The organism is Pantoea sp. YU22 (genome assembly GCF_003970755.1).
Classification (GTDB): Bacteria; Pseudomonadota; Gammaproteobacteria; order Enterobacterales; family Enterobacteriaceae; genus Pantoea; species Pantoea piersonii.
Map to the genome: position 1 here is coordinate 1 of NZ_RYDU01000025.1, position 21,935 is coordinate 21,935.

A 21,935-nucleotide genomic window follows, 5' to 3' on the forward strand; every position below is an offset into this window, starting at 1 on the left:
ACACGCAAAACAAATCTGCGAAGAATAAAAGGCAAGTGATTGATTACTATGATTTAATCCCGTAAAGGAAAATGATCATAAAAGGATCAATGCCGACATTCTTCCCTAAAACCTAGCGGTCACGCAACAGAAATCAGCGGGAAGTGAGAGAGATCCCCTCTTATGCTGGCTGCGCGGGCCATTCAATATCAGGCGCAGCGCTGGTATCGACGCGGTTAAGCAGCACGCGATAAGTTTTCCACTCTTTCAGCGATGAAGCCTCTTTGTCTGTCGCCAGCTCCAACTCTACGGCATCCTGAAGCGGATCGATAACCTTTGTCGCTGCGGCCAGTAACCGCGTTTTCTGCGCTTCCGCCTCCGCTGCCTGCTCTTGAGGTGTGTAAACCCGCTCGGCGATCCCTGTCCCGTCGAACACCCAGCCGCCCCGATTATCGGCGCGTCTGTTTTGCTCGGTGTTTTCAACTTCTGCAACGCTCATCCCGTCCGGGAACAAAGACGAGACGTCCGTATAATTCCGCGCAATGGCCGCAACAACACCATTATCACGGTAGGCAATTTTCATTGTGTCAGAGGCGAAATTTTTTTGGCTCTCATACCACTCGTTGCCGTCTTCATCGAAAAGGAATAAAGCGCCAACAGCGGCCAGCTCTTTTTGCTCTTCGGTCTGAGGCTCGCCGCGCTTAAAGTTTTTCAGGTTAATCATTATGAAACTCCTACTGTGATCCATTGCCCGCTGCGATAATACTGAATGTAGCTCCAGTAAAGGCCTTCAGCCGAATAATCGCCGTCACGGTTAGTAAAACCAGTTAATACTGTGTTGCTGCCTGTATAGGTATATACGCCGCTCGCGCCGTATTGATGTTCTGAAGTCAGGCGAATATCCGTAACACGGTTAACCTGTGCGTCGTTTGCTTTGTTCCACGCATCGCTTGCAGTATTATTAACGTTGACTATTGAATTTCTGACGTCTGCAAACTGCCCATGGAGCCAATCTGAAAGATAACCGCCATCCCAGGCAGCCCCCTTTGCGTTTCCGTTTCTGTCAAATATTGCTTGACCAGCGTATAAGTCGCCGTCACATCTAATATCACCATTTTGTGTAAATCTGAATGAATGAACACTTCCAAAGCCGTCCCAAAGTAATTGCAGATAAGCTATAGTTCCGACTTCTTCAACCACACGCATTACGGCCGACGCGCCGTCTTTAAAATCCATGTCGCCGCCTCGCCCGGTTAGAACGGCGCGAAAAAGTGGCGAATATAGAATATCGCCAACATTTGGATTCCTGACCGCTGAACGAACAGAGATACTTGCTTCATCATTGAAAACCCCGCCATTCAATGACATTGCGCCCACCTGGGAGGCATTCGGCGGATTATTCGTAGTGAACAGCTCGCCCACGTCCGTATTATCAACCGTTACGTGAAGCTTTCCATCTGTTCCCCAATCTAAATAGTATTGATGATTACCAGATGAGTGTTTCCCGCCGTTAGCTTGTACCGACATCCAGTTTTGGACTTTATCTATTCTCAGCGCCTGCCGGGCCACATCAGCATTAGTTAAATCTTGCAGATTATTAGCTTTCTGAAGCGCGCCCGCTACTTTTGCATTATCGCTATGGAGATATAATTGATTAAGCGCGGTTAAAAGCTGATTCATTTTGGACTTATCGAGAGGAATTCCAGCCGCCTCGATAACGCTGCTTATTTCCTCCTGAATGCTGTCGAAATAATCCGCATCAAGTTGCGTCGCGCGACGTCCTGTTGTTGTATCGCCATTGGTAAAACCGTTTTTACCTGTGCCGAATTTATCGGCCTGAGCATAAGCTGTATCAATACGATGCACGTTTAAGCCTTAGTTTCTGGATATGAAAATATAACAACGGTGTGTGAAGGGCATAATTTATCAATGACGCATTCGATTACTGTATCGCCCCACGTCCTGATTGATTCGTTGCAGTCGCTGGCGCACGTCATCCAGTTTACAGAGGCGTCTTCCGGGATATTTACTTGCCAGTAATAACGCCACTTATCGCCCCATTCTGAATTAGGCGACTGTGTTTCATTCTGATATTGCGTGATTGTTATTCCGCTATATCCGAGAGATGCTAACTGATTAAGATAAAAAGATTCGTTGATGCCGCCTGTTCCGTTTACTTTTGCCGCAAGCCTGCGCTGGCGCTGCGAAAGCGTCTGAACACCATCCGGCGCGCACGCGTCAGGCAAGCCGCATAACGCCTCGTAACGGTCGATTAGTTCTACTGACTCGCCCGGATTGGTTTCTCGCATTAAATCCGCTGCGCGGCCATGCACGCGGGCGAACGATGGCGATAAGCCCTCGATCAGCGGATTATCCCCTTCCCAAAGAGGCCCGCGCGGCAACAGGTTTTTCAGAAGTTGCGTGTACTCGTCCTGTATCGACATACGCCCCCTTAACCGGTTGAATTCAGGTAATCAGCCCATGTAATAGCCCCTAGCATGGGTAATTCATATGCGCCGAGCTGAACATCCGATGCCGGACTTTGAAGGCTGTGAGCAACCTCTCCTGACGCCATGCTGATCGCTTCGCTGATGCGTGAAAGGTAGATTTTTCCGCCCGGCGCGCCATCGCGTAGAAACATAGATTTAATTTCGTTTGTGACCGCCTGGCGGATAGCTGCTGAATCCTTCGCAAGCGCAATAGTCAGGTTGATAACGTGCGCAGAAGCTGCAAAGACAAAAAGACCGGAGCCCGCAACCGGCGCGCGCGGGAGAATATACTCGCGCACCCCTGCGACAAGGGAAGCAGCCGGGACAGGGTTATCAAGGTCACTTGTCGCAACCATAACGCCGACAGTACCCACACCGCTGTAACTGCGAATTGTCCAGGCCCGCGTAATGCCCTGCACCTGCTTAGCCCAATCGACATAGTCGGGATCTGCGCCGCTCTGCGGCACGTAATACCATCGATCCATGATGCGGCTACGCCATACCTCTAAATCTTCTTCGTCTGCGCCGCCCGTAATGCTTTCTGCGTAGCCTGTTGATGAAAGCCCATCAATCGGAGAAATCAGCGTGCCAGCCTCTTTATCGTCACAGTTACCATCTGAGCCTGCTTCTGCTGCGGTAACAGGTACGCGAATAACGCCAGCATTAACAGCCGCGTCGCTCGTTGAGAGATATTCACGGCCATCTGTGCGCTGAATCGTTGTACCTGCCGGAATGGTGATCGCCCTTGTCACTCCCTCCCAGCGAAAAAAACCCGACGCGGCGGTCGGGCTTTTACGTTTAACTTTTTTCAGGTTTCCATGCCGGAGTAACCAGTCTTCGTCTGCCAGGTCGGGAAGCATGTTACGCGCCAGATAATCCAGGTAGCCGTAAAGGGTATGGACAGCGGCGGCCTGTACGCGCGCATAAATTTCCGTGTCGAGCCTGCGCAAGACCGCGTCTTCGCCGAATCGCGTCAGTAAGTCACTTCGAATCATGCTGATTAATTGAGGAAGCGCCGGTCGTGAAAAACCGCTTTCAGCCATTCTGTAAACTCCTCCATATGTCATCGAACAAAACGGCGTGAATACTGCCGTCATGCTGATAAATCTTTATGCCAACCTCTAATAGATCGATGCCGGTACGCGCGACGCTTACATCAACCCGAGCGGCGACGCCGTCTTCGGTAAGCCAGTCGAGCGCCTGCTGAACGTAGTCGCGCGCTTGTGACACTGTCGCGTTCGTGAGCTTGCTACGCTTAAGCAGATAAAGCCGCGAGCCGATTTTGTCATTCGCTACGCTTGGAAAAGTGTCTCCCCACCATCCAAACGGCTGATCTGTTTCGTCGTCGCTTTCAGCACGTCGCCAGGTAAAAAGAGAGATCAATACTGCGCGGGTAAGCCTGTCGAGCGCAGAGGAAAGCGCAACCGAATCCCCGTTTATTGTTAGGATCATCAATTCATCGCCTGGTTAGGTTGTTGGGTCGTGCCGCCGCTGTCGCCGGGATGCGTATGCCCGTTATAGGTCATGCGGATCTTATACATGCTTCCAGTTTTGTCGCTGACGTCGCCCGCCGCTTTAAAATTGCCGCTTGCTTCAATCAGGGGCGTATTAAAGGCAATTTTCTCTTTCGCGTTTACGGTAAATACGCTCGTATTTACCTCTATCTTGTTGTCGCGTTTTAGGATGATGCTGTCGCCTTCATCCGAATAAAGCGCCACCTCGCCACGCTTCAGCCCCTGCAACCTGTAGCGACGATCGCCAACGGCCAGCGCAACACCATGCGCGCGATCGCCACCTAAAAAGAGGACGACAGCCTCCGCGCCATCCTGCGCGGCTGACGTAAAGCCGTAAGGCTCAACATGCTCTATCCCTTCTTTGGTTGTGCCAGCAATGAGCTTTAACGTAACCGCCTGGCATTTTTTGGCCGCATCGAGCGCGACTAAAACCCCTCGCGCCACAACGTTTGAAAGGCTGTTTCTACCAGTCATTAGACGCTACCTTCTTTTTCTTTTTAGCCGCTTTGGGCTCGGGGAGATACGCATCAGGCGGGCCGACGCGAAGCTCGGCTGTCGTACCTTGCGCGTCCTGGTTGTAAGTAACTTCAGCGATTACCAGCTCTTCGTTATCAAATCCCGCGTAGGGATCAAAGACGATTACACGCTCGTTAGGCTTCCATAGCTGCCCGTTACCCTGCCGCCAGCCCTGCACTGTGTAGGTCGTCTCCTTCGACTTGGCCGCGCGCTGGCGCGCCTCGAATTCGCAACGCTCTTTACAGGTTTCCAATGTTGCATTGCCGGATTGCTGGATATAAACGGGCCTGAAGCGCTGGACTTCTCCATCAGAAGAGGATTGCTTTATCGCGGATAGCGTCGCCTCGCCAAAATCCTGATCGTTACCTGCCCTCTGTCCTGCTACCTGGTACACAGAAAAGCGATTGCGGTAATCTTTTTCAGCGTCGCAAGAGAGAATATTTTCGCCGAGGACAAGCGCGGTTGCCGCGCGTGTAGCGCCGATCCCGCCAATAACCAGACGCCCCTGCGCATCGTCATACGCAAGCGCCTGTTTTTGCCCCAGCAAGCGATTTAGCGTCTCGACTACCGCTTCGCCGTGTTCTGGCTGCACGTCGATTAAGCTTCCTGTCGGCGCGCCCTGATCGATTACTTTTATTCCGAACGGTTTAGCCAGGCTCTCAGCAATTTGAAACAGCGACTTGCCTTTTATCTGGCTCCCTTCAGCGGAGCAATCAACCAGATCGCAGGTAAGGCTGCGGCCAACGATGGCGCGAGTAATATTTCGCGCGTCGTAACGCAACGGCGTCCCTTCCACCCAGCCAGTAATTACCAGCTCATCGCCGATAAGCACTTCGACTTTATCGCCCCACTTAACGCGCGTTGCGCCGCCCTGCTTTTCATCACCCGGCCAGCGCTGAGTAATCCCCACGTTAAAATCACGCGCCATGCGATCAATGCCTGCACTGATGCGACTTGACGTCCAGCCGCCCCACTCGCGCCCGTTAATGCGTAGCCAAATTGAATCATTCATTTAACAGGAACCTTTAACGCGGAAACGGGAGTAAAGCCGGGATGCCTGATTGAATTGCGCCGGGTTATGTCTGCTTCGCGCGTTGCGTCGTCGTACCAGTCAGACGCAAGCACAAGGGCTGGCAGTACCTCTTTCGGCGTTCGTTCAACAATCTTTTCAACCTGAGCCAGTCGCGATGAAATGTCGTTATTTACTGCCGCTCGTAGATTATTCAGCGCCATAAAAAGGCCATCATCTGCCGTGCGAAGCTGTTCGCGGTCAATCGCAACATTTAGCGAATCACGCAACGAATCGAGATCATCCCATCCGATGATGTTGCTGCTGTCATTTCCTGACGTCGCCGCTGCCGAGCTGTTGCTCGTCGACGAGCTGGCATCGCCGAACGCCTCCGATACTTCATTAAATGACAGGGCGGGATGCGCTACATTGGCAATGTAACCGCCCCCACCTTGCCCGGCTGAAGCGCCAGGCGTAACTGCGCCGGTTTTAGCGCCCTGTCCCGCAAGTGCCGTTTGCTTTGGTGCGGGCAGGCTCGCGACAGCCTCAGCGGCCACGCTGATCGCTGTCGTTCTGATAGCTGCGGCTATCAGGTTCGTCTGCGTTTTTCTCGCCGCTGTCGTGCCGCTATCCGTTGACCATTTGCCACGCGGGGCGAGCCCTGAATCCAGCGTAACGCCGGTAAGGGACTTCACCATCGAGACGATCCCGCTCGCGTCCCCGCTAAGCTTGCTGCCCTGCCGCCACATAGTTTGTAATGAGGAAACAAAATCACTCGCCAGGCTTGGCGGGGAAAGAATGACGGACAAATCACCCTGAAGCAGTCTTGAAGCGGCCGCAATTCCGCTATCAACCATCTGAAACGCGTCCGTAACGGTATCAAACATCGCTTTAGCGTCGCTGATTACGCCACTCTGGAGAAAGTCGGAAACGCCATCGAGGCCGAATTCCGACATCATTTCGTTAATTTTGGTATCAAGCCAGGCCGAAGCGCCGGAAAGCAATTTGCCGGTCGCTGCGCCAGCGGTAGGAAAAGACAGTTCGCCCGCTTCAACAAACGCAAATGAGATACGGCAAATGCGGCCCTCGCGCGCACTGTGAGAGACGCGGACTTGCCCGTCGATATTGCCTTTCATTTCCCCGTAATAGGGATGTACAAGCGTCCCTGAGCCCGCCTGTTCGACGGCTTTTATCAGCTTGTCGCGGCGGGTCGGGTAGTCATCGCCAACCAGATAGGCCGTTATGTTGATCCGACGCGCGGCGCGCCCCAAATCTTCAGTAAACGGCTTATCACGGTTCGGATATTCGTTAACCTGAACACGACGCCCGAAAGTGCCGTCTTCTTCATCAACTTCAAACTGAACACCTCGGAAAGAGGCTTTTTGAAGCCGCTTGCGCCATTCTGGCGTAGTGCTTAATGCTGATTTGAAATCTGAAACAGCGCCAGACACAGAATCGAAACCCGGAATCGCCATAAGTCACCATAAAAAAACCCGCCGAAGCGGGTTAACATTATCTGTCTCTGCGAAGGCTGAACGGGCTATAACCCACGTCCGTTGTAACCATCAGCGGATTACCCGCCTTCGGTATCTCGGCAACCCTCATACCTTGCGGCGCATTCTCAAAAGAAACTTTGAGCTCGCCGCGCTGTAATGCACTTCCGACAGGTCTATCGAGAGTCGGGCGATCAAGACTAAGGCCAGGGTTTAGCGAGTTATCGAACACAGGGCGATCCAGGGAAACAGCAGGAAGATAAGCCCCTCCCTCTACGCGCGGGACTGGCTGTCCAGTACGGGCGGATAGCTGCTGTTCGTGGTTATACCAGCCTCCCGCGCTAAAGCGCTGTTTAAGTGACGTCCAGAAAGAATCTGTCCCGTCTTTCTTTGTCACCGCATCTTCAATTTCTTTGAGCTGCTTCAGCATATAAATCGCGACTGTAATAGACAGGGCTATGCCGCTAAACCGCGCAATTGTTGCGAGCGTGCCGGAAAGATTGCCAGCTAATGAAACAGCCTCACGAAGTGCGCCTATTGTGTTTTTCGTGAACGTCCCGGCCATTATCAAGCCGACGCCCTCGATCACGTTTTGCCATCCCCCCATCGACGCCGCGACGCTATCCACTTGCTGCCAGACGTCCTTAATTACAGGCCCGACTTCGTCCCAATGCTCGATAATCTGCTGAGCGCCGATCACAAGCGCAGCTATAGCCAGCTTGGCCGGGGACATATTCATCGCGAAGTTCATGATTTTGATAGCGCGTGAAACCGCACCGACAGCAACGCTAACGCCCAACAGCGCACCCGCAAACTTCGCCACGGACATAATCAATTCAGGATTCGCCTTAATGAAGCTGCGCACCTGCTCCAGAAAAGGCTGGGCTTCTTTCGTTGCCTCAACAATCATCGGGAGAAATGTATCGCCTAACGTAATGCTTATCGCGCTGAACTGATTGCGCAGGAGCTGTAGGGAGTTTGCTGTCGTTTTGGCGCGTGACTGATACTCTTTTTCCATCGAATTAGAGTATTTTTTCGAGTCCGAAACGCGGTCGAGATTGGTTTTTAGCAAGTCGAGGTTGTTAAGCAGTGGCGCAATTGCCCCGATAGATTCTCGCCCGAAGAGTATTTCCAGCGCCGACGCCTGCCGCGCCTTCGGCAACTTTTTGATGCTGTCGAGAACGCGGATAATTGTCGCTTTCGAATCTTTTTGCATCCCTGCGGCCAGCTCTTTCGGGTTAAGCCGTAGCCGCTTAAGGACTGCTGCTTTTGTCCCGGATGCGTTGCCTGAAACCAGCGACAGCATAAAGTTTTTAACACCTGTCGCAGCAACGTCTGAATCTACCCCCATCCCGGCAATTGTCGCGCCCATTGCAGCCAGATCAGCCGAAGATACGCCAGCCACATCGCCGAGCGAACCGATTCGCGTAATAACATCCGTGATCGACTTGGCGCTCGCCGGGCCGTTGTTGCTGAGGTAGTTAATCTGATCGGCCAGCTTAACAACTTCCGGCTGAGTCAGTTTAAAAGCCGTGCGCCATTGCGCCATAGTTTGCCCGGCTTCTTCCGCTGTCTGATCGAAGGCTATCCCCATCTTAACGGCATCAGTCGCGAACTGCTGGAGCTCGTTACGCGATATGCCCGCCTGCCCGGCTGCGGCCATGATTTGCCCGATGCCGTCCGCTGTCATGGGTAGTTGTGTCGACAACGTCAGAATGTCATCGCTCATCTGAGCAAAGACTTTCGGATCGTCGAGCCCGTCGACAACTTTGCGAACGTCCGCCATTGTCGATTCAAAATCAATTGCCTGATTTATCGGCACGGCAAGCGCCGCAGCTATGGCGATGCCGCCCGCTGCCGCCCCGACAGATAACTCCGCGAACTCTTTTTGAAAGCCTTTTAATTGCCGCTGCATCCCCTTAACCGGCCCGCTGAGCCGGTCTACAGCGGTAATTATGGCTTTTAGCTCGAAACTATCAGCCATCAGGGTTTATTTCCTTATCTATGCGGACGGCCTCTTCTTCCATTTCCAGAAAGTCGAAAATACACGTCCGCTTAAGCTCAAGGGGATTTACGCGCCAGAAATGGGCGGTGTTGTAGAGTCGTCGCCGGAGGTTTTTTCCGCTTCCGAGTGGGTAAAAAAACCCATCACGCTCATTGCGCTCTTATACAGATCGGCGGCGGTCATCGCCGCCGCTGAGGAGCGCGGGATCTCTGCCAGTAAGTAGACGTAAGGAAGCGCAGCGCCAGTATCGAGCTTAATATCGCCCTTACTGGTTATAGTGAACGGGAAGCCATGCGTTTCGATTTCGTCGAACGTCGGCGGGCGCATTTCCAGAACGTGAATTTTCTCACCGTGCGCCATGATCGGCTTTGACAGTAACACTTCTTTTTTAATCATTGGTAAAAGCCCTCTTGGCCGTGGAATTCGACGTCGACAGTGCCATCGTCCGCGTTGTGATTCATTTCGCCGTGAACCCAGGCGTTAGAGAGGACGTAAACGTCCCCGTTCGCCAGCTCGCTCGTAATCGTCATCGTGTCAGATGAAGAAAGCTTGTCACGCGGGAAACCTTTGGGAACCTTTAGCGTCGCTTTGGTGTAGGGCGCGCGAAAAGTTTCTTTGTAATCGACAGATCCGTCCGTCCCGATAATGTCGTCTTTAACATTCGTGTTCATCGGGACTTCAATGCCGCCTGTTGCGGAAAGCTGCTGGCCATCCACTTTGATGTAACAAGTACCGGCAATCTTGGCCATTATGCTGTTTCCTCGTTGTACTGAAGGCGGAACTGATTAAGCAGCGCGAAAACGCGGAGCTGATTTACATAGTCAGGCGGGAAAAGCACATCAACGCGCGTTGGGTCGTTGGCGTTGCGCTCAACAATAAGGTGCTGCTTAAACAACGCGAAGTTTTCGACGATCCCAGCCAGCTCAAGCTGTCGGTATTCGGAGCAAATTTCCCCTTTCAAAACGGCAGGCGTAACAATCGCCTGGCCTGCACCGAAGCGCGTGCCATCGCTGGCGAGCTTATGGCGCGGATATTTGCTGGTAATAACGCTTTTCAGGCGGCGCAGCACATAAGCCGAGGTGTGCAACGTCTCGGAATCGAGATAGCTATTATCCTCAACCCCAAATTTATTTTTCTTGTAGGTCGTAATATCGCGCTGAATCTGTAACACGCCATTGGTAACGCTGGCCGTTGCAATGCCATGCGTTAGCAGCGACTGAAATTCAGTGAGACTGAAACGAGAGCCCACTGGAGCCGGTAAGATGCCGGTAATTTCGCCGGTCTGCGTTGGCCGGGCCGGATCGATGCGCAGATATACAGCCTGACGAGCCAGGCGCGCCGCGACTACTTCGTCCAGCGGGCTCTGCGTCGCCTGCTCATATCCGCAAACGGTAATATGCTGCTCGTTTTTGCTGTCGCCGAACGCAACCAGATCCGAAAGGGAACCATAACGCACCGTGTAAACATGGCCGTAGAGCTGACGTGACCAGCTCCAGCGGCCTGTATCGTCGTTCATTTCAGCGGAGATAATGCTCAGCGCTGAAGCATCGCTGAATGGCAGGCCGATATAGTCAAACTCGTTATCACCCATCGCCGCGACAGCGCCATCGATCACAACGTCGCCGACGCCGCCTTTCATTGCGGTGATCGTGACGTTAATCCCTTCAGGCGTCTCCTCTCCGCTGGTCGCGCCGTAGTAGTTGAGAGACAGCGGGATGTTATTGCCGGTCACGCCGCCCCATTTTGCAGTAACGATAACCTGCGCGGGCTGGCTCTCTGTTGCAGCGGCATAAACCGCCGTAACCGGCAAATCGGCGTTGGCATTGATTTTATCTGCCATCGCCTGCCCGACTTCGACAGGCGTATCGTTGACGCTAACGACAACTTGAACACGGTCGGAGCCGACATAAAGGTAAATTGCGCCCGCTTCAGTCGCTTTACCTGCCAGGGCGATAGAGCCTTCGGCCTTTTTCAACGTTGCATCGTCTTTCGGCGCAATGATGTAGAGCTCGCCGTAAGGGTCGATTTTGCGATAACGCGCAACCATGCGCGCCAGCGGAGAGCCACGTCCGGCCAGCTTTTTAACCTGATCGGCGGAGGAGATAATTAGGACTTTATCGCGCTCGATAACGCTATCTGGCAAAGCCTGAGCAATCATAAGCGACGCGCCGCTCGCCTGTGCGGTATTTGCCGCGCTGTTGTCCATCTCTGCGTAAAAGAGCGGTACGCGGATATTACCGGGGATGTTGTTAAAGCTTACGCTCATTCCGTTTCGCCTTTGTCATCAGTTACTTTTTCTACGTCGCCTTCAACTATGCGACGCAGCCAATATGAATCTTCCGGGACGTTTCGCCCGCGCTCGGGCAATAGATCGCCTCGGGCCGGATCAGGTACTGATCGCCCGTCTTTCGGTTTAACAAACATGCGTTTTACTCTGTGATTGGGATGTGGGAAGAATGCTCGATAATGCCGTCTGGCCCGTCGCCGGGATCGATATAGTCAACGTCCACCCAAACCGATTTAAGCGGCTGAAGCTCGTTGAGCTCGCGCTCCTGCCAGGTGTCGGCTTCCTGGATTTCAATGTCTGAGGAAAAATCGAACTGGTAATAAAGCACCGCTCGATCCATCTCCAGAACCTCGCCGCCTTTATAGGTGATCGGGTAATGGTTTTCTGTTGGCTCCCAGCCGAGCAAAGACCGCCAAAGCTCATTACGGATAGAATCGACGGCGTCGAAGATTGCCTCCTGCCCGCGCGGGTCACGGCGATTATCCAGCGCGACAATCACGGCGAAATTCTCCGTTAGCATCTGGTAATAGTCCGTTTTCGACTCCTGCTCGCCGGGTAAATCGCTCGTCGGCACAACATACGCAGCCGGAAGCTGTAGACGTGAGTTTTCCCCTAACGCCTGAAACTCTGCGGCCCCGGCCACACGTCCACCAAATGACGGCGCGCGCTGTCGAAGAGCATCAATAATCAGTGAAAGCTTCATGCTCCTCCTTTAGCTGGCTTCACCGCGTTACGTAGCGCCTTAAGCAAGACGTATCGCGTTTGCGGCTTCTCTTTTTCCAGCGTCTGAATCATGTAGTTGTTACGCGGTGCAATTCGCCAGCTCGCGCCACCTGACGCCCCTTTCTTATGCGATTTCCCGCGTTTTGCGCCCTTGCGGACGCCGCTTTCAAGAATTGCCGGATAGAAGTCGTCGCGGCCATTTTTGGCCGGAATCGGCTTACCGCCCCTTACTTTTCCGGTTTTGCTGCCAGTGGGCGCGATACGCACCATCAGGCCTGGACGGCGCGACGTGCTTTTCGGGATCATGTAACCGATTGACTTAGCCAGCGCTCCCGTTTGCCGCGCCGGGTTAGCCCCTGCGGCGGAAGCCTTACGGCTGCGTAACATGCTGCGGGCAACCCGCATATGCTGCTTGCCGATCTGAACAAAAGCCGGACGAAGCTTTTTGCGGTCGAACTGCAAAGAACCCTCTGGCCGGTACACCACCCGGAATAAGGGCTCAGCCATAAACATCACCCCCTGCTGACCTGTCAAAGCCCACGGACTCGCATTCTAAAAGCCAGAAACGGCGCTTTGAGTTGAGATCGCGCATTCGCCTTACCTCCAGAATTTCGCCGTCGACAACCAGCTCCCAATCAACAGAAAGCCCTTTGCGATAACGTATCGTCACGTAATGGGTAATGGTTTTTTCAGTCTGAACGGAAGCCTGATAAGTTGTCGCGCCAACCTGCGCCACTTTAGCCCACGCCATAAACTCGGCGAGGTCTTTGGGCTCTGTCCCGAAATTACTGGCTGGCATATCGACGCGGTTACGAAAAAAAGCCCGCCTGTTTAACTCTCCCGGATCGGGGAAGCTATACCGCGCGCTTGTAAGAGCCGGGGAGCGCTTCATAGCGGGATAAACCGATAAGGCGTGACGAGCCAGTTAAATGACATGGGAAGCTCTATCATTTCCACATCCGAAACAGCCGCGCGATTCTCGTGAAAATGCGCGACAAGGCCCAGCATGGCGAGCTTAACGTCCGCTGGCAGAATCAGCCCGTCAGGGTCATCTTCCGGGACAGTCTCAGCGTAAAGCTTCCGATTTAGATAGTTACTCGTCCGCGATTCTGCGGCCTGTCCAATGAGCTGGAGATAGGCATCCTCGCTTGTGTCATCGGGCTCTATCCTGAGCTGGTATTTAATTTCATCCAGCGTTAACAGCATCGTTACCCCTCCTATGCCCGGCGGGCGCCGGGCATAAAAAAACCGCCGAAGCGGTTATGTCACTTATCAGGCGGCGGCGGCTGCGCCTGCACCTACCAGCGCCTTAATCGCGTCCAAATCTTCGAGAACGCAGTCGAAGCGGTGGAAAGCTAAGAAGCCGGTCTGATCGTATTCAGCGTAACGCTCAACCAGACGTTTAAGCGTCATCGCCTGAACACGGCGGATTACGAAGCTCTGGAAATCGCCGCAATACATGAATTTCGCGCCAGCGCCAAAATCAGCAATACCCTGATCGATAACATACTGAGTGTTAGCAATCGTTGCCGGAGCTACGCCGACAACGTCAGGGAGCCACAGCGGACGGCCCTGCCCGTCTTTCATCTGGCTGAGCTTCAATAGCGTGCTGTCGTTGAATGCAAAGCGGAAGTTAGGCGAATTGCGATAAGCCGGATCAACGGCATGTTTCAGGGCGAGAATCTCGTCAACGGTAAACGCTGTCGATTTCGCGGTCGGCGTCGTTTTGCTCACCCACGTCGCGAGCCCTTTAGGGGTTTTATCGTTAGAGCCATCGCCAGTAATTAAGTATTTCGCTTCACCGCGTCCGATACGTTTTGCGATGCGCGCAGCGAGATAGCCCTCAATATCAACGCCGCTGTCTGATAAAAGTTCGTTAGACACGCGGATCACCTTCGACGTGAGCTTTTTAGCGCCCAGCGTAACAGGCGTAAAGCTTACATCTTCTTCGCCCGCCTCTTCGTTTTCACCAATAAGCGCGCCTTCTTCTGCCGAGCCGTCAGAATAAGCCCATTCAATCGGCTGTCCGTTAGCTGTTACCAGAACCTGAGAAACGCTCGCGATGCCGCCGTAGAGCTTCATGGCGTCCGTGATACGGTTACGGAATTGCGTCGGGACGGTATAGCCGCCTTTTTCGTTAGTGCCTGCCGCCTGCGCGCGCAGCTCCTGCAACGCGCGGCGCTCATCTGGATTCAGCTCGCCGAGGCCATCACGAAGGAAGCGATTAAACGCGGCGGCGCGGAATTCCTCTTCGCTGCTTTGCGGTTTACGGCGTTGCTCTTCCTCCTGTCCTGCTACAAAGGTCTGATCGATAGCGCGTAGCTCTTCTTCACGCGCAATTTGTGCCGACACCTGATCCAGCTCATGCTTATGAGCGTCCCAGGTGGAGCGCTGCTCTGGCGTCCATTTGTTATCGCCGATCTGGTCGTTGAGCGTGCGCATTTGTCCGGCGATGGTGTTACGTTTCTGATAAAGCTCGTGCAATTTCATTAAGTCGGCTCCTTTAGCCCATAAAAAAACCCCGCCGAAGCGAGGTTTAATAAAGATTTATTTAAATAAAGAATTAATTACCGGGAATCATTGCCAGCAAACGCTCGCGCGCCTGCCGCTGGTTAATGGCCTTCACAATGTCCCCGCTTTCCTGCGCCTGCTTCCAGGCTTGCATAGAGCGGACAGCAGAATCGGCCTCCGCATATGCCGGATAAGTTACCGGGCTAACGTCAAAGAGCCGCGAAAACCGCGATATTTCGCGAATCACGATCCCCTCTTCGTCTTGATACCAGCGCTCGCCGTCCTGCGCCACGCGAAAGCCGAACGAGCTTTGATTAATATCCCCGCGCTGCATAGGAGCCAGCACAAGATCACGAATGGTCTGAGTCTCGGGCGGAGTGATCTCATAGCGTAAGCCACGCTCATCGACAGAAAGCGCGAGCGTCCCCGACGCAGTGCGGCCTAAAATAAAATTAGGGTCATGATTAAACAGCGCCCGAACGTCATCGTTTAGCACGTCATCGAAAGCACCCGGCTTGATGATTTCGCGAAAGCCGAAAAGAGGCTCTGAGCGCGAGTTAAAAACCGATCCGTAACCTGTGATACGTGTCGGGCCTCCTTCTTCTGCTGCTGCGCGAACCTCTCCGCCATAACAGCGCTTTTCTATCTCACTCATTCGGTGCGTTTTCCTCGTTTTTGCTGCTAATAGGCTTTGCTGCGTTGACGCTAACGAGCATTTCATTCAATCCGGCGACAGGATTCATATCTTCGAAGGCGCGCGCCTCGTTTCGGCTCATCCAGCCATCGGTAATCGCGTAATGGTAAAATTCGGCGCGCTCTTTCGGCGTGCCGCGTAGCAGGCCAGCAAGATTGAATTTGACGTAATAGCCTGCGGTGCGCTCTTGTCGCGTAAACAGGCGGCGGTTTAACTCCTGCTCCCAATTCACTACCCAGGGCATGATCGAGAAGCGGACAAAGCCGATTGATTGCTCGGAAATGTTAGAGAAAGTCGCCTTGTCGAGATCGTTAATCATGTGTGCCGGTACATTAAAAATCCCGGCTATCATGCTGCGGTTAATCTTGAGCATATCGATCAACTGAGCATCCACAGGCGACACCGTAAGCGCCTTGTAATCGAGCTGCGCAGGCAACAGGAGCGTCTTATTTTCCTGGCTGCGAAGCGCACTCGCCGCTTTCTGCCAGACACGTTTTAACCGTGTCCAGGATTCGTCGTTAAGCTCGTTTTTAACGCTTACGATACCCGCTGGCCGCGCGTTGCCACTGAAAAAAGATTCGGTGTATTTCTGCCCCGATAGCCCGAGCCCGACAGTCTGCGCATGTTGCAAAATGGGCGAAAGCCCATGCTTTTGACAGTTACCCAGGGCGCGAATATGGATCATATCTTCAGGCGACACGGCCCACGCGCCGGACTCGTTATAAACGCCGTAGGTATATCGCCCGCCGTTATCAAGCAACGCGGTTTCCCACGGCATTCGGTGTTCTAACCCCGTCACCTCGCCGCGTCGGCTGCGTATTACCTGCGTATAACCATTGCCCCAGCCGAGCGTATGCCGCTGCATAAGCTCACGCCATTTGTACGAAGTTTGCCAGGCGTTAGGCTCATCATGTATCAGGTAATAAACCGGATGATCCGTGGCGACTTCGACGCCGCCTTCGGTTTTACGGAAAACGGCCAGCGGCATTTGCGCCAGATTGGACGACAGGACATAGATACATGAATAAACAGCGGCAAGTTTCATCGCTGATTCCGGCGTAACGCGCACGTCGCCAGTAAATGCCCCGTCTATGCTCAGTGATTCACCCGTTAAAGGCGTTGCCGGGTTTTCAGGGCTTCCGGCTTCACCGCTGCGCCGCGTAAAAAGAGCCTCAATCATTTTTAACCCCGGTTTTCGCTGTCCGGTGTGCCATTAGAAGCCCACAGATAAAGAGCATCCCTCCCGAGAAGCCGAGCGCAGCCTCCAGCCCATAGCGCAGGTATAACGCCGCCACCATGAGCGAAAAGCCCGCCAGCGTAAGCAAGTCGAAAAATTTCATAGATAAAGCAAATCCTCATCAGGATCGAGAGACGACAGAAAATCGCGCGGCTCGATTAACATTGCGCGGCCAACGCCCATCATCATGGCGACTGCGCCGTCTATTTTGTTTTCAAAGCCTTCTTTAACCGGCCTGACAACATCATCCGAGCCTTTGTAGTAGCGCCCGACAACGTTAGAGACACACCAACGCATGATCGGATTGCCGTCATGGTGGAAGCGGCCAGAAGCGAGCGCGGCCTCTATCTCACGCATGGGATCAGACATATGAGTAAAGTTCTGCGGGATTGTGACCGGACACAGGCTTTCTTCAGCGAGCATATGAGACAGGCTCGTCGCCCCGTAGGGGTCAATTGCAGACGCCGCTACTTTGACCGTATCGCGGAGGCTGACAATCTTTTCAAATATCAGGCGGTAATCGACTTCTGCGCCGTCCGTTGGGATCAGCACGCCCTGATTAACGAAGCTCTGATAGCGCTCGGCGGTGCGCTTTTTGTCTGGCTCGGTAGAAAAGACCGTCTCTTCAGGAGCCCAAAACATAGCGCCGACACAATAAAAATGTCGTTGCCCGTTTATCTCTTTCACAAAGACGGGAACCACGGCGTTTAAATCCAGCTTCGACGCAAGGTCTATCCCGAGATAACACTCCATCCCGGCGAAATCCGACAAACATAGCGATTTGTCTTCCGCATCGTTCCACTTTTGCAGGTTGTAATACGCTGCTTTTGCCGAAACCCAGCGGTTAAAGTGTTTCGTAAGGATCTTGTTAGTCTGACTTGGCGTGCTCTTTGCTAACTGCTGCTTTGCGATAAGAAAGCTTTCTTTTATCGAAACGCCGTAATTCGGATTGGCTTTTATTAACGCCTCTGGCTGCTGCCAGTCGTCGCCATCGTCAATCGTGTAAATAATCCCGAAAATAGCGTCATTTTCGCCACCCTCTCGGATGTTTTCGAGGATTTCAACAACCTGCGCCCGCTTGTCGTAACACGGCGACGCTACGTTGTAACCGGCTGTCGTAATGATCAGCGTGAGCGGCTGCGCCCGCGCGCCCATGCCGGTTGTCATCGTTGTATAAAGAGCGTCCGTGTCGTGCTCGTGATATTCGTCGATAATGGCGCAGCTCGGCGAGTCACCATCGCCGGGATCGCCAATTATCGGCGCGAATACCGAACCATCAGCGCGCGACATTTTCTTCGCCCACGGCTTAATCATGAACTTCTGACGCAGCGCCGGAAGCTTCTTAACCATCTGGAGCGCAGGCTCAAAAACCTTCCAGGCTTGTTTTTCTGTTGTCGCGCCGCAATACACCTCCGCGCCGTGTTCACCATCGGCGCAAAACATGTAGTTACCAACGCAGGCCGCGATCAGCGATTTCCCGTTTTTGCGCGGCACTTCGACATAAATTTCGGTAAACCGGCGAAGGCCGGTCTTTTTATGCACCCAGCCAAAGCCGGTACAAAAAATAAACTTTTGCCACGGCTCCAGCGAAAGCCTGAGCTTGCGCCGGGCCCACTCTCCCGAGGTATGCGGCATTTTTTGGCTGAACCGACAAAAGCGCTCGGCTTTATCTTTGTCGAACCGGTAAGGCCAGCTTTTATCGTCTTTTTCGCGGCGGAGATCGTCCAAGTGGCGCTGACAAGCAAGCCGGACATAGCGACAAGCCAGAATCTTCCCGCCGACGACGTCCCGCGCGTAACGGTTTGCGTCGTTTACGTTGGGATAAGCTGCCATTAATCAAACTCGTCGAATTCGTTTCCTTCGGGCGGGACGTTATCGCCGGGCGCTGTCATTCTTACCCGGCTTAGCGGGTCGAGCCCCAGCAAAGAGCCGAGGCGCGCGAGCTGCGCAACTGCATCATTACGGACGTTAACAGCGGGATGTTTCTTTAATCCGCCCGTTCCGCCAACATCGGTAAAGCCGTCTTGCAGGATAACTTTGTCGGCTTCGATCATCAGATGAAACGCATTGCAGTAAGCGAGAAGGAGCGGCGCATCTTCAGGTTGAAAGAGATCGCGCTCTATCAGAATCTTCGACTGTGATTTCCACAGGCTTACCGCTACATCACTCATTAACCCTGGCGGCGGTGCAATTCTGGTTAATGTGCTCTTTATCGTGCCGGTTGAATTGCGTTTCCGGCCTCCGCCCGAGGCTCTTACAGCCGCCATAAAAGCCCCTTGAGTTGTTAACAGCTATCGGAAAAAAAGATCCTTATTTCCCGCAAATAAAAAAATACCGGGGCGGGCAGTCACGAAGGCGAAAGGCTGTAGGGATTTGATCCCCCCCCTGCGTATGGGTATAAGCATTCGCACCCTGATCAGGCGTCCTTCCATTTCGTGACCGAAACCACACCGTTTAGCGCCCGCAGCCAGACAACCAGCGGCGGGCCGAAAACCTTTTCGACGTGTAATAACGACGCCGCAGCGCCGTCTGTTGGCTTTGCTGCTGAATGGCACCAGCTCACCGCTGTTGCGCCAGCGTGTAGCGATTCCTGAATATGCGCGCTCTCTGTCCCGTCTGTGATCTGCGTCCAGATGTTGCCTGACAGCGTGATCTCTTTCGTGTCCTCTGCGCTCATACCAATTCCTTGTTGATTCTGGTGATTACACGGCGGTAATTAGCAGCGTCGACACCATGCCGTTATATTTTGCTGTTAGCGTCGCAGTACCTGCCGCGATGTTTATATATGCCTGGCCGGAAGATGTGACCGAACCAATTTTAACGACGCTGGGATCTGATGATTCCCACTGAACACCAGCCCCGACGCGCTCACCTCGCGAATTCGTTTCCCCGTTCCAGATGAAAGCGCCGATGTACTGCGCATTCTTCGGCGCGGTAGCGTGCAACATCGTGTAATGAGTACCGTCTACGCGCGTGATATACCAGGGCGACGCCGGATCGGTGTTGCTATCGTTCTGGATGAAAATGTAATCGGCGGGAGCTATCGACTGCCCGCCAATCACTACAGCGCCGGGAATGGCTATTCCTGACTGACTCGCGCCGCCAATAACCAGCACGCGGCGACTTAGTCCGTTGTTACTCTGCATTTAAGAATCGCTCTCGCTCGCATCCCTCAATCGTTCCCATTGCCGCCGCGCTCTCTTTCTAAACGCTTCTGACGCGCCACAGCACCCCACGGCAAAAGCGGAGCGTGTCGACTCGGACAGGCTTTAGCAGTGTGACCATAGCGGCGGCATACGGAGCAATACAGCCGGGCAACGCGAGGAGCGAACATTCCAGCGTTAGCCTTTTCGGCTGCTTCTTTCGATGGATAGGGGCATCTTGTGAAATGGTGCGAACGAGATCCGCACCAGCAACAAAGCATGAAGCCCCCTTATTCGCGCTGGAGCCTTTCTCGCGCCGTTTTAGCCTTATGGCAAGGCCAGCAAAGCGCTTGCAGATTGGAAGGCAAATCACTCCCGCCGTGAGCTTTGGGGACGATGTGATCGACTGTCTTAGCGCTTCGGACAATGCCGTCGCGTAAACATGCCTGGCACAATCCTTTGTCTCGCTTAAGGATGATCGGTCGTAACTTATTCCAGTCCGTACCGTAACCGCGTTGCGCGGCGCTCTGCCCTTTCGTGTGCTGTTTCCAGCCTTCCCCTCTGTGCTCCTCACAGGAGCCGGAAGAGTGTGTCGTCGTGTGCCTACAACCACGATAACGACAAGCTTTCGGGATTCGTGGCGGCATCAGTCACCCCTTCCGCTTGAAGAGCTGAGCTGTATCACCACCCACGGCCCATACAACCGCCGCGATAGTGACGTTTATCAGAACCTCGCCCCAATCCGGGGAAGTGTGAATCCCGGCCAGAATGCGGATAAGCACTGATCCACTACCTACTAACAGTAACCAGCTCCCGATCCCCGCTATGTAGCTATGCTTTTTATCAGCCCGGCGCGCCGTCAGGATTCGAATAATCACCATCAGGCAAGCCAACGCCTCTACATGTGCCAACAGGTTAAAGCTCATCTTTGCGGCCCTTTGAATCGGTCAAGGAAGGAGCCGCCGTCTTGAGGCTTAGCCGTAAGCTTCATCAGCACGCGCACCGATACCGCCGACGCTATCAGCGCACCGACAGCCGGGTTAACTTCTACCGTTGTCGGAAGCCAGATAGACACCAGAACGGAAACCAGCTTCGCCAGCATATCGGCCCCTATAACTCCGGCCACTACCGAAACCATGAACAACAACACTCGTTTCCAGCGCTCTAAGTCGTCTGCCGTCAGGACAAACACCACGGAACCGGCAAAAGCTCCAATCAAGACGCCCGCATCGAGGCCCGACAACAATCCAACAAAGGTTACGCCGGTAACGGCAAGCGTTGCCGCAGTCGTCCCGGTGATCGGCTCAGTCATTCGATCTACTCCAGTTAGAGCCGCCAACAATCGGCGGCCTGTACGTTAAGCCGATTGCTCGTCGAGAGGCCGACTCAAAACCGCCTTAACCTCGGTGTAAGCCACTGTAAGAACTGAGCGCATCTCTTTGTCTAGCCAGAGGATAATCGTCGGAATGCCGCCATGATTAAGCACCCCTACGCCGCCGCCCGGCGTGAAGCCCTGATAAGCTGGCGCTTCATTCGGGTTTTGATCCTTAAGCCAGACGCTTACAGCCAGCTCCGGCTTAAGCTCTTCTTCCTGCTTTACTGTTGCCATACTTCCCCCTTTTAAATGACGCTTAACTCTTTAAGCGTTTCGATTACTACGGTTCGAAAGACTTCGCCCAATCTGCCCGTACCACCAACCATCCCCGGCCAGCTCAAGCGGCACGACAGCCGGGCTTCCTTTTGCGATTTCACAGTCGCGGCGGTAAGCAACTGGCAGATAGAAAGTCGTCCCTACACGGCCAAACAAAGCCGTTTCGCCTTCCGCGTCCTGTTTCAGCCTGATTTGTCCGGTCGCCGTGTCGTGCTGAACCGACATCGTCTTAACCTTGCGATCCGGTAAAATGTTGCGGCTGAGCATCGCCGCGCCCGTGTGATAAACCACAAGCGAAGGCGTATTCGCATACATGCGTTTCTCGCGTGTGTATGCGGTTTTGATTTGCTTGAAAGCCATGCTTCCCCCTGTTGTCTTTGGCGCTGCTCCCGCGTGATCCGCGTTGTCTCCTGTGTGGTTAGCGTTACGCGCCATTGCAGAAGCAGCCCAGAAACAACAAAGCCCCGCATTTCTGCGAGGCTCTTTAAATATTTAAATCTTTAATTCATTACTGCTTTGCCATGCGCTACGCCTGGCCCTCGCAATTGATGCAAGCGCAGTCGTCGCCCATGTCGCAGACGTCGCATTTAAACGCCTCACAAAACGGGCAACGCGATTTATATTCAGGCTCTTCATTGCCGCATGAAGAGCACTCTGTTTCACTCGTCATAATCACCAGTCTTT

At 53.6% G+C, this 21,935-nt stretch carries 30 protein-coding genes; all 30 read right to left on the minus strand.

What is annotated here, in order from left to right:
* Positions 1-160 precede the first annotated feature (160 nt).
* Positions 161-703, minus strand: coding sequence for a tail fiber assembly protein (locus tag EKL29_RS21150; protein WP_126690612.1), 543 nt, complete (start codon positions 701-703; stop codon positions 161-163).
* Positions 703-1,845 carry a hypothetical protein gene (locus EKL29_RS21155; RefSeq protein WP_126690613.1) on the minus strand — a complete coding sequence of 381 codons (1,143 nt, stop codon included), beginning with the start codon at positions 1,843-1,845 and terminating at the stop codon, positions 703-705. The genes EKL29_RS21150 and EKL29_RS21155 overlap by 1 nt, the downstream gene beginning before the upstream one ends.
* Before the next feature lie 2 nt (positions 1,846-1,847).
* Positions 1,848-2,423, minus strand: a complete 576-nt coding sequence (locus EKL29_RS21160) for a YmfQ family protein (protein WP_126690614.1) — start codon at positions 2,421-2,423, stop codon at positions 1,848-1,850.
* 8 nt (positions 2,424-2,431) lie between these two features.
* Positions 2,432-3,511, minus strand: a complete 1,080-nt coding sequence (locus EKL29_RS21165) for a baseplate J/gp47 family protein (protein WP_126690615.1) — start codon at positions 3,509-3,511, stop codon at positions 2,432-2,434.
* Entirely contained in the window at positions 3,504-3,920 is a 417-nt protein-coding gene (locus tag EKL29_RS21170) for a phage GP46 family protein (RefSeq protein WP_126690669.1), read from the minus strand. The genes EKL29_RS21165 and EKL29_RS21170 overlap by 8 nt, the downstream gene beginning before the upstream one ends.
* The gene (locus EKL29_RS21175) at positions 3,920-4,456 is read right to left on the minus strand and encodes a phage baseplate assembly protein V (protein ID WP_126690616.1); all 537 of its coding nucleotides are present in this window, start codon (positions 4,454-4,456) and stop codon (positions 3,920-3,922) included. The genes EKL29_RS21170 and EKL29_RS21175 overlap by 1 nt, the downstream gene beginning before the upstream one ends.
* On the minus strand, positions 4,446-5,510 hold the full coding sequence (locus EKL29_RS21180; RefSeq protein WP_126690617.1) for a phage baseplate assembly protein: 1,065 nt from the start codon (positions 5,508-5,510) through the stop codon (positions 4,446-4,448). The genes EKL29_RS21175 and EKL29_RS21180 overlap by 11 nt, the downstream gene beginning before the upstream one ends.
* On the minus strand, positions 5,507-6,982 hold the full coding sequence (locus tag EKL29_RS21185) for a DNA circularization protein (protein ID WP_126690618.1): 1,476 nt from the start codon (positions 6,980-6,982) through the stop codon (positions 5,507-5,509). Before EKL29_RS21185 ends, EKL29_RS21180 begins: the two co-directional genes overlap by 4 nt.
* 37 nt (positions 6,983-7,019) lie before the next feature.
* Positions 7,020-8,984, minus strand: a complete 1,965-nt coding sequence (locus tag EKL29_RS21190) for a phage tail tape measure protein (protein ID WP_126690619.1) — start codon at positions 8,982-8,984, stop codon at positions 7,020-7,022.
* A gap of 87 nt (positions 8,985-9,071) precedes the next feature.
* Complete coding sequence (locus EKL29_RS21195; protein WP_311779053.1) at positions 9,072-9,401, minus strand: phage tail assembly protein; 330 nt, start codon at positions 9,399-9,401, stop codon at positions 9,072-9,074.
* Entirely contained in the window at positions 9,398-9,754 is a 357-nt protein-coding gene (locus EKL29_RS21200) for a phage tail tube protein (protein WP_126690620.1), read from the minus strand. Before EKL29_RS21200 ends, EKL29_RS21195 begins: the two co-directional genes overlap by 4 nt.
* Entirely contained in the window at positions 9,754-11,271 is a 1,518-nt protein-coding gene (locus EKL29_RS21205) for a phage tail sheath subtilisin-like domain-containing protein (RefSeq protein WP_126690621.1), read from the minus strand. Before EKL29_RS21205 ends, EKL29_RS21200 begins: the two co-directional genes overlap by 1 nt.
* Complete coding sequence (locus tag EKL29_RS21210) at positions 11,268-11,429, minus strand: DUF2635 domain-containing protein (protein ID WP_126690622.1); 162 nt, start codon at positions 11,427-11,429, stop codon at positions 11,268-11,270. Before EKL29_RS21210 ends, EKL29_RS21205 begins: the two co-directional genes overlap by 4 nt.
* Before the next feature lie 5 nt (positions 11,430-11,434).
* Positions 11,435-11,995, minus strand: a complete 561-nt coding sequence (locus EKL29_RS21215; protein WP_126690623.1) for a hypothetical protein — start codon at positions 11,993-11,995, stop codon at positions 11,435-11,437.
* On the minus strand, positions 11,992-12,522 hold the full coding sequence (locus EKL29_RS21220) for a hypothetical protein (protein ID WP_126690624.1): 531 nt from the start codon (positions 12,520-12,522) through the stop codon (positions 11,992-11,994). The genes EKL29_RS21215 and EKL29_RS21220 overlap by 4 nt, the downstream gene beginning before the upstream one ends.
* A complete protein-coding gene (locus EKL29_RS21225) occupies positions 12,515-12,907 on the minus strand; it encodes a phage head closure protein (protein ID WP_126690625.1) in 393 nt (130 codons plus the stop codon). Before EKL29_RS21225 ends, EKL29_RS21220 begins: the two co-directional genes overlap by 8 nt.
* Positions 12,904-13,221, minus strand: a complete 318-nt coding sequence (locus EKL29_RS21230; protein ID WP_126690626.1) for a head-tail connector protein — start codon at positions 13,219-13,221, stop codon at positions 12,904-12,906. The genes EKL29_RS21225 and EKL29_RS21230 overlap by 4 nt, the downstream gene beginning before the upstream one ends.
* Before the next feature lie 66 nt (positions 13,222-13,287).
* Entirely contained in the window at positions 13,288-14,505 is a 1,218-nt protein-coding gene (locus EKL29_RS21235) for a phage major capsid protein (RefSeq protein ID WP_126690627.1), read from the minus strand.
* 73 nt (positions 14,506-14,578) lie between these two features.
* The gene (locus tag EKL29_RS21240) at positions 14,579-15,181 is read right to left on the minus strand and encodes an HK97 family phage prohead protease (protein WP_126690628.1); all 603 of its coding nucleotides are present in this window, start codon (positions 15,179-15,181) and stop codon (positions 14,579-14,581) included.
* Positions 15,174-16,400 (minus strand): phage portal protein, encoded by a 1,227-nt coding sequence (locus tag EKL29_RS21245; RefSeq protein ID WP_126690629.1) that lies wholly within the window; start codon positions 16,398-16,400, stop codon positions 15,174-15,176. Before EKL29_RS21245 ends, EKL29_RS21240 begins: the two co-directional genes overlap by 8 nt.
* Complete coding sequence (locus EKL29_RS23420) at positions 16,393-16,560, minus strand: hypothetical protein (RefSeq protein ID WP_311779054.1); 168 nt, start codon at positions 16,558-16,560, stop codon at positions 16,393-16,395. The genes EKL29_RS21245 and EKL29_RS23420 overlap by 8 nt, the downstream gene beginning before the upstream one ends.
* Entirely contained in the window at positions 16,557-18,290 is a 1,734-nt protein-coding gene (locus EKL29_RS21250) for a terminase large subunit (protein ID WP_126690630.1), read from the minus strand. Before EKL29_RS21250 ends, EKL29_RS23420 begins: the two co-directional genes overlap by 4 nt.
* A complete protein-coding gene (locus EKL29_RS21255; protein ID WP_126690631.1) occupies positions 18,290-18,724 on the minus strand; it encodes a phage terminase small subunit P27 family in 435 nt (144 codons plus the stop codon). Before EKL29_RS21255 ends, EKL29_RS21250 begins: the two co-directional genes overlap by 1 nt.
* Positions 18,725-18,873: 149 nt before the next feature.
* Positions 18,874-19,134, minus strand: coding sequence for a hypothetical protein (locus EKL29_RS21260; RefSeq protein ID WP_126690632.1), 261 nt, complete (start codon positions 19,132-19,134; stop codon positions 18,874-18,876).
* A 25-nt stretch (positions 19,135-19,159) separates the two neighbouring features.
* Positions 19,160-19,603 carry a hypothetical protein gene (locus EKL29_RS21265; RefSeq protein WP_126690633.1) on the minus strand — a complete coding sequence of 148 codons (444 nt, stop codon included), beginning with the start codon at positions 19,601-19,603 and terminating at the stop codon, positions 19,160-19,162.
* A gap of 287 nt (positions 19,604-19,890) precedes the next feature.
* On the minus strand, positions 19,891-20,247 hold the full coding sequence (locus tag EKL29_RS21270) for an HNH endonuclease (protein WP_126690634.1): 357 nt from the start codon (positions 20,245-20,247) through the stop codon (positions 19,891-19,893).
* A gap of 3 nt (positions 20,248-20,250) precedes the next feature.
* Positions 20,251-20,526: a phage holin family protein gene (locus EKL29_RS23600; RefSeq protein WP_126690635.1), complete on the minus strand. Its 276-nt coding sequence runs from the start codon at positions 20,524-20,526 to the stop codon at positions 20,251-20,253.
* On the minus strand, positions 20,523-20,912 hold the full coding sequence (locus EKL29_RS21280; protein ID WP_126690636.1) for a phage holin family protein: 390 nt from the start codon (positions 20,910-20,912) through the stop codon (positions 20,523-20,525). The genes EKL29_RS23600 and EKL29_RS21280 overlap by 4 nt, the downstream gene beginning before the upstream one ends.
* 45 nt (positions 20,913-20,957) lie before the next feature.
* Positions 20,958-21,209 (minus strand): hypothetical protein, encoded by a 252-nt coding sequence (locus EKL29_RS21285; protein WP_126690637.1) that lies wholly within the window; start codon positions 21,207-21,209, stop codon positions 20,958-20,960.
* Positions 21,210-21,239: 30 nt separating this feature from the next.
* Positions 21,240-21,611, minus strand: coding sequence for a hypothetical protein (locus EKL29_RS21290; RefSeq protein WP_126690638.1), 372 nt, complete (start codon positions 21,609-21,611; stop codon positions 21,240-21,242).
* Between the last annotated feature and the right edge of the window lie 324 nt (positions 21,612-21,935).

Excerpts from the sequence above, each read along its gene's own strand:
- EKL29_RS21270 (WP_126690634.1), bottom strand. The coding sequence starts at position 20,247 with ATGCCGCCACGAATCCCGAAAGCTTGTCGTTATCGTGGTTGTAGGCAC.
- EKL29_RS21150 (WP_126690612.1), bottom strand. The coding sequence starts at position 703 with ATGATTAACCTGAAAAACTTTAAGCGCGGCGAGCCTCAGACCGAAGAG.
- EKL29_RS21285 (WP_126690637.1), bottom strand. The coding sequence starts at position 21,209 with ATGGCAACAGTAAAGCAGGAAGAAGAGCTTAAGCCGGAGCTGGCTGTA.
- EKL29_RS21250 (WP_126690630.1), bottom strand. The coding sequence starts at position 18,290 with ATGGCAGCTTATCCCAACGTAAACGACGCAAACCGTTACGCGCGGGAC.
- EKL29_RS21195 (WP_311779053.1), bottom strand. The coding sequence starts at position 9,401 with ATGATTAAAAAAGAAGTGTTACTGTCAAAGCCGATCATGGCGCACGGT.
- EKL29_RS21280 (WP_126690636.1), bottom strand. The coding sequence starts at position 20,912 with ATGACTGAGCCGATCACCGGGACGACTGCGGCAACGCTTGCCGTTACC.
- EKL29_RS23420 (WP_311779054.1), bottom strand. The coding sequence starts at position 16,560 with ATGAAATTTTTCGACTTGCTTACGCTGGCGGGCTTTTCGCTCATGGTG.
- EKL29_RS21180 (WP_126690617.1), bottom strand. The coding sequence starts at position 5,510 with ATGAATGATTCAATTTGGCTACGCATTAACGGGCGCGAGTGGGGCGGC.
- EKL29_RS21165 (WP_126690615.1), bottom strand. The coding sequence starts at position 3,511 with ATGGCTGAAAGCGGTTTTTCACGACCGGCGCTTCCTCAATTAATCAGC.
- EKL29_RS21220 (WP_126690624.1), bottom strand. The coding sequence starts at position 12,522 with ATGGCTGAGCCCTTATTCCGGGTGGTGTACCGGCCAGAGGGTTCTTTG.
- EKL29_RS21290 (WP_126690638.1), bottom strand. The coding sequence starts at position 21,611 with ATGGCTTTCAAGCAAATCAAAACCGCATACACACGCGAGAAACGCATG.
- EKL29_RS21225 (WP_126690625.1), bottom strand. The coding sequence starts at position 12,907 with ATGAAGCGCTCCCCGGCTCTTACAAGCGCGCGGTATAGCTTCCCCGAT.
- EKL29_RS21245 (WP_126690629.1), bottom strand. The coding sequence starts at position 16,400 with ATGATTGAGGCTCTTTTTACGCGGCGCAGCGGTGAAGCCGGAAGCCCT.
- EKL29_RS21240 (WP_126690628.1), bottom strand. The coding sequence starts at position 15,181 with ATGAGTGAGATAGAAAAGCGCTGTTATGGCGGAGAGGTTCGCGCAGCA.
- EKL29_RS23600 (WP_126690635.1), bottom strand. The coding sequence starts at position 20,526 with ATGAGCTTTAACCTGTTGGCACATGTAGAGGCGTTGGCTTGCCTGATG.
- EKL29_RS21210 (WP_126690622.1), bottom strand. The coding sequence starts at position 11,429 with ATGTTTGTTAAACCGAAAGACGGGCGATCAGTACCTGATCCGGCCCGA.
- EKL29_RS21215 (WP_126690623.1), bottom strand. The coding sequence starts at position 11,995 with ATGAAGCTTTCACTGATTATTGATGCTCTTCGACAGCGCGCGCCGTCA.
- EKL29_RS21255 (WP_126690631.1), bottom strand. The coding sequence starts at position 18,724 with ATGGCGGCTGTAAGAGCCTCGGGCGGAGGCCGGAAACGCAATTCAACC.
- EKL29_RS21265 (WP_126690633.1), bottom strand. The coding sequence starts at position 19,603 with ATGCAGAGTAACAACGGACTAAGTCGCCGCGTGCTGGTTATTGGCGGC.
- EKL29_RS21200 (WP_126690620.1), bottom strand. The coding sequence starts at position 9,754 with ATGGCCAAGATTGCCGGTACTTGTTACATCAAAGTGGATGGCCAGCAG.
- EKL29_RS21230 (WP_126690626.1), bottom strand. The coding sequence starts at position 13,221 with ATGCTGTTAACGCTGGATGAAATTAAATACCAGCTCAGGATAGAGCCC.
- EKL29_RS21205 (WP_126690621.1), bottom strand. The coding sequence starts at position 11,271 with ATGAGCGTAAGCTTTAACAACATCCCCGGTAATATCCGCGTACCGCTC.
- EKL29_RS21235 (WP_126690627.1), bottom strand. The coding sequence starts at position 14,505 with ATGAAATTGCACGAGCTTTATCAGAAACGTAACACCATCGCCGGACAA.
- EKL29_RS21175 (WP_126690616.1), bottom strand. The coding sequence starts at position 4,456 with ATGACTGGTAGAAACAGCCTTTCAAACGTTGTGGCGCGAGGGGTTTTA.
- EKL29_RS21170 (WP_126690669.1), bottom strand. The coding sequence starts at position 3,920 with ATGATCCTAACAATAAACGGGGATTCGGTTGCGCTTTCCTCTGCGCTC.
- EKL29_RS21160 (WP_126690614.1), bottom strand. The coding sequence starts at position 2,423 with ATGTCGATACAGGACGAGTACACGCAACTTCTGAAAAACCTGTTGCCG.
- EKL29_RS21260 (WP_126690632.1), bottom strand. The coding sequence starts at position 19,134 with ATGAGCGCAGAGGACACGAAAGAGATCACGCTGTCAGGCAACATCTGG.
- EKL29_RS21190 (WP_126690619.1), bottom strand. The coding sequence starts at position 8,984 with ATGGCTGATAGTTTCGAGCTAAAAGCCATAATTACCGCTGTAGACCGG.
- EKL29_RS21185 (WP_126690618.1), bottom strand. The coding sequence starts at position 6,982 with ATGGCGATTCCGGGTTTCGATTCTGTGTCTGGCGCTGTTTCAGATTTC.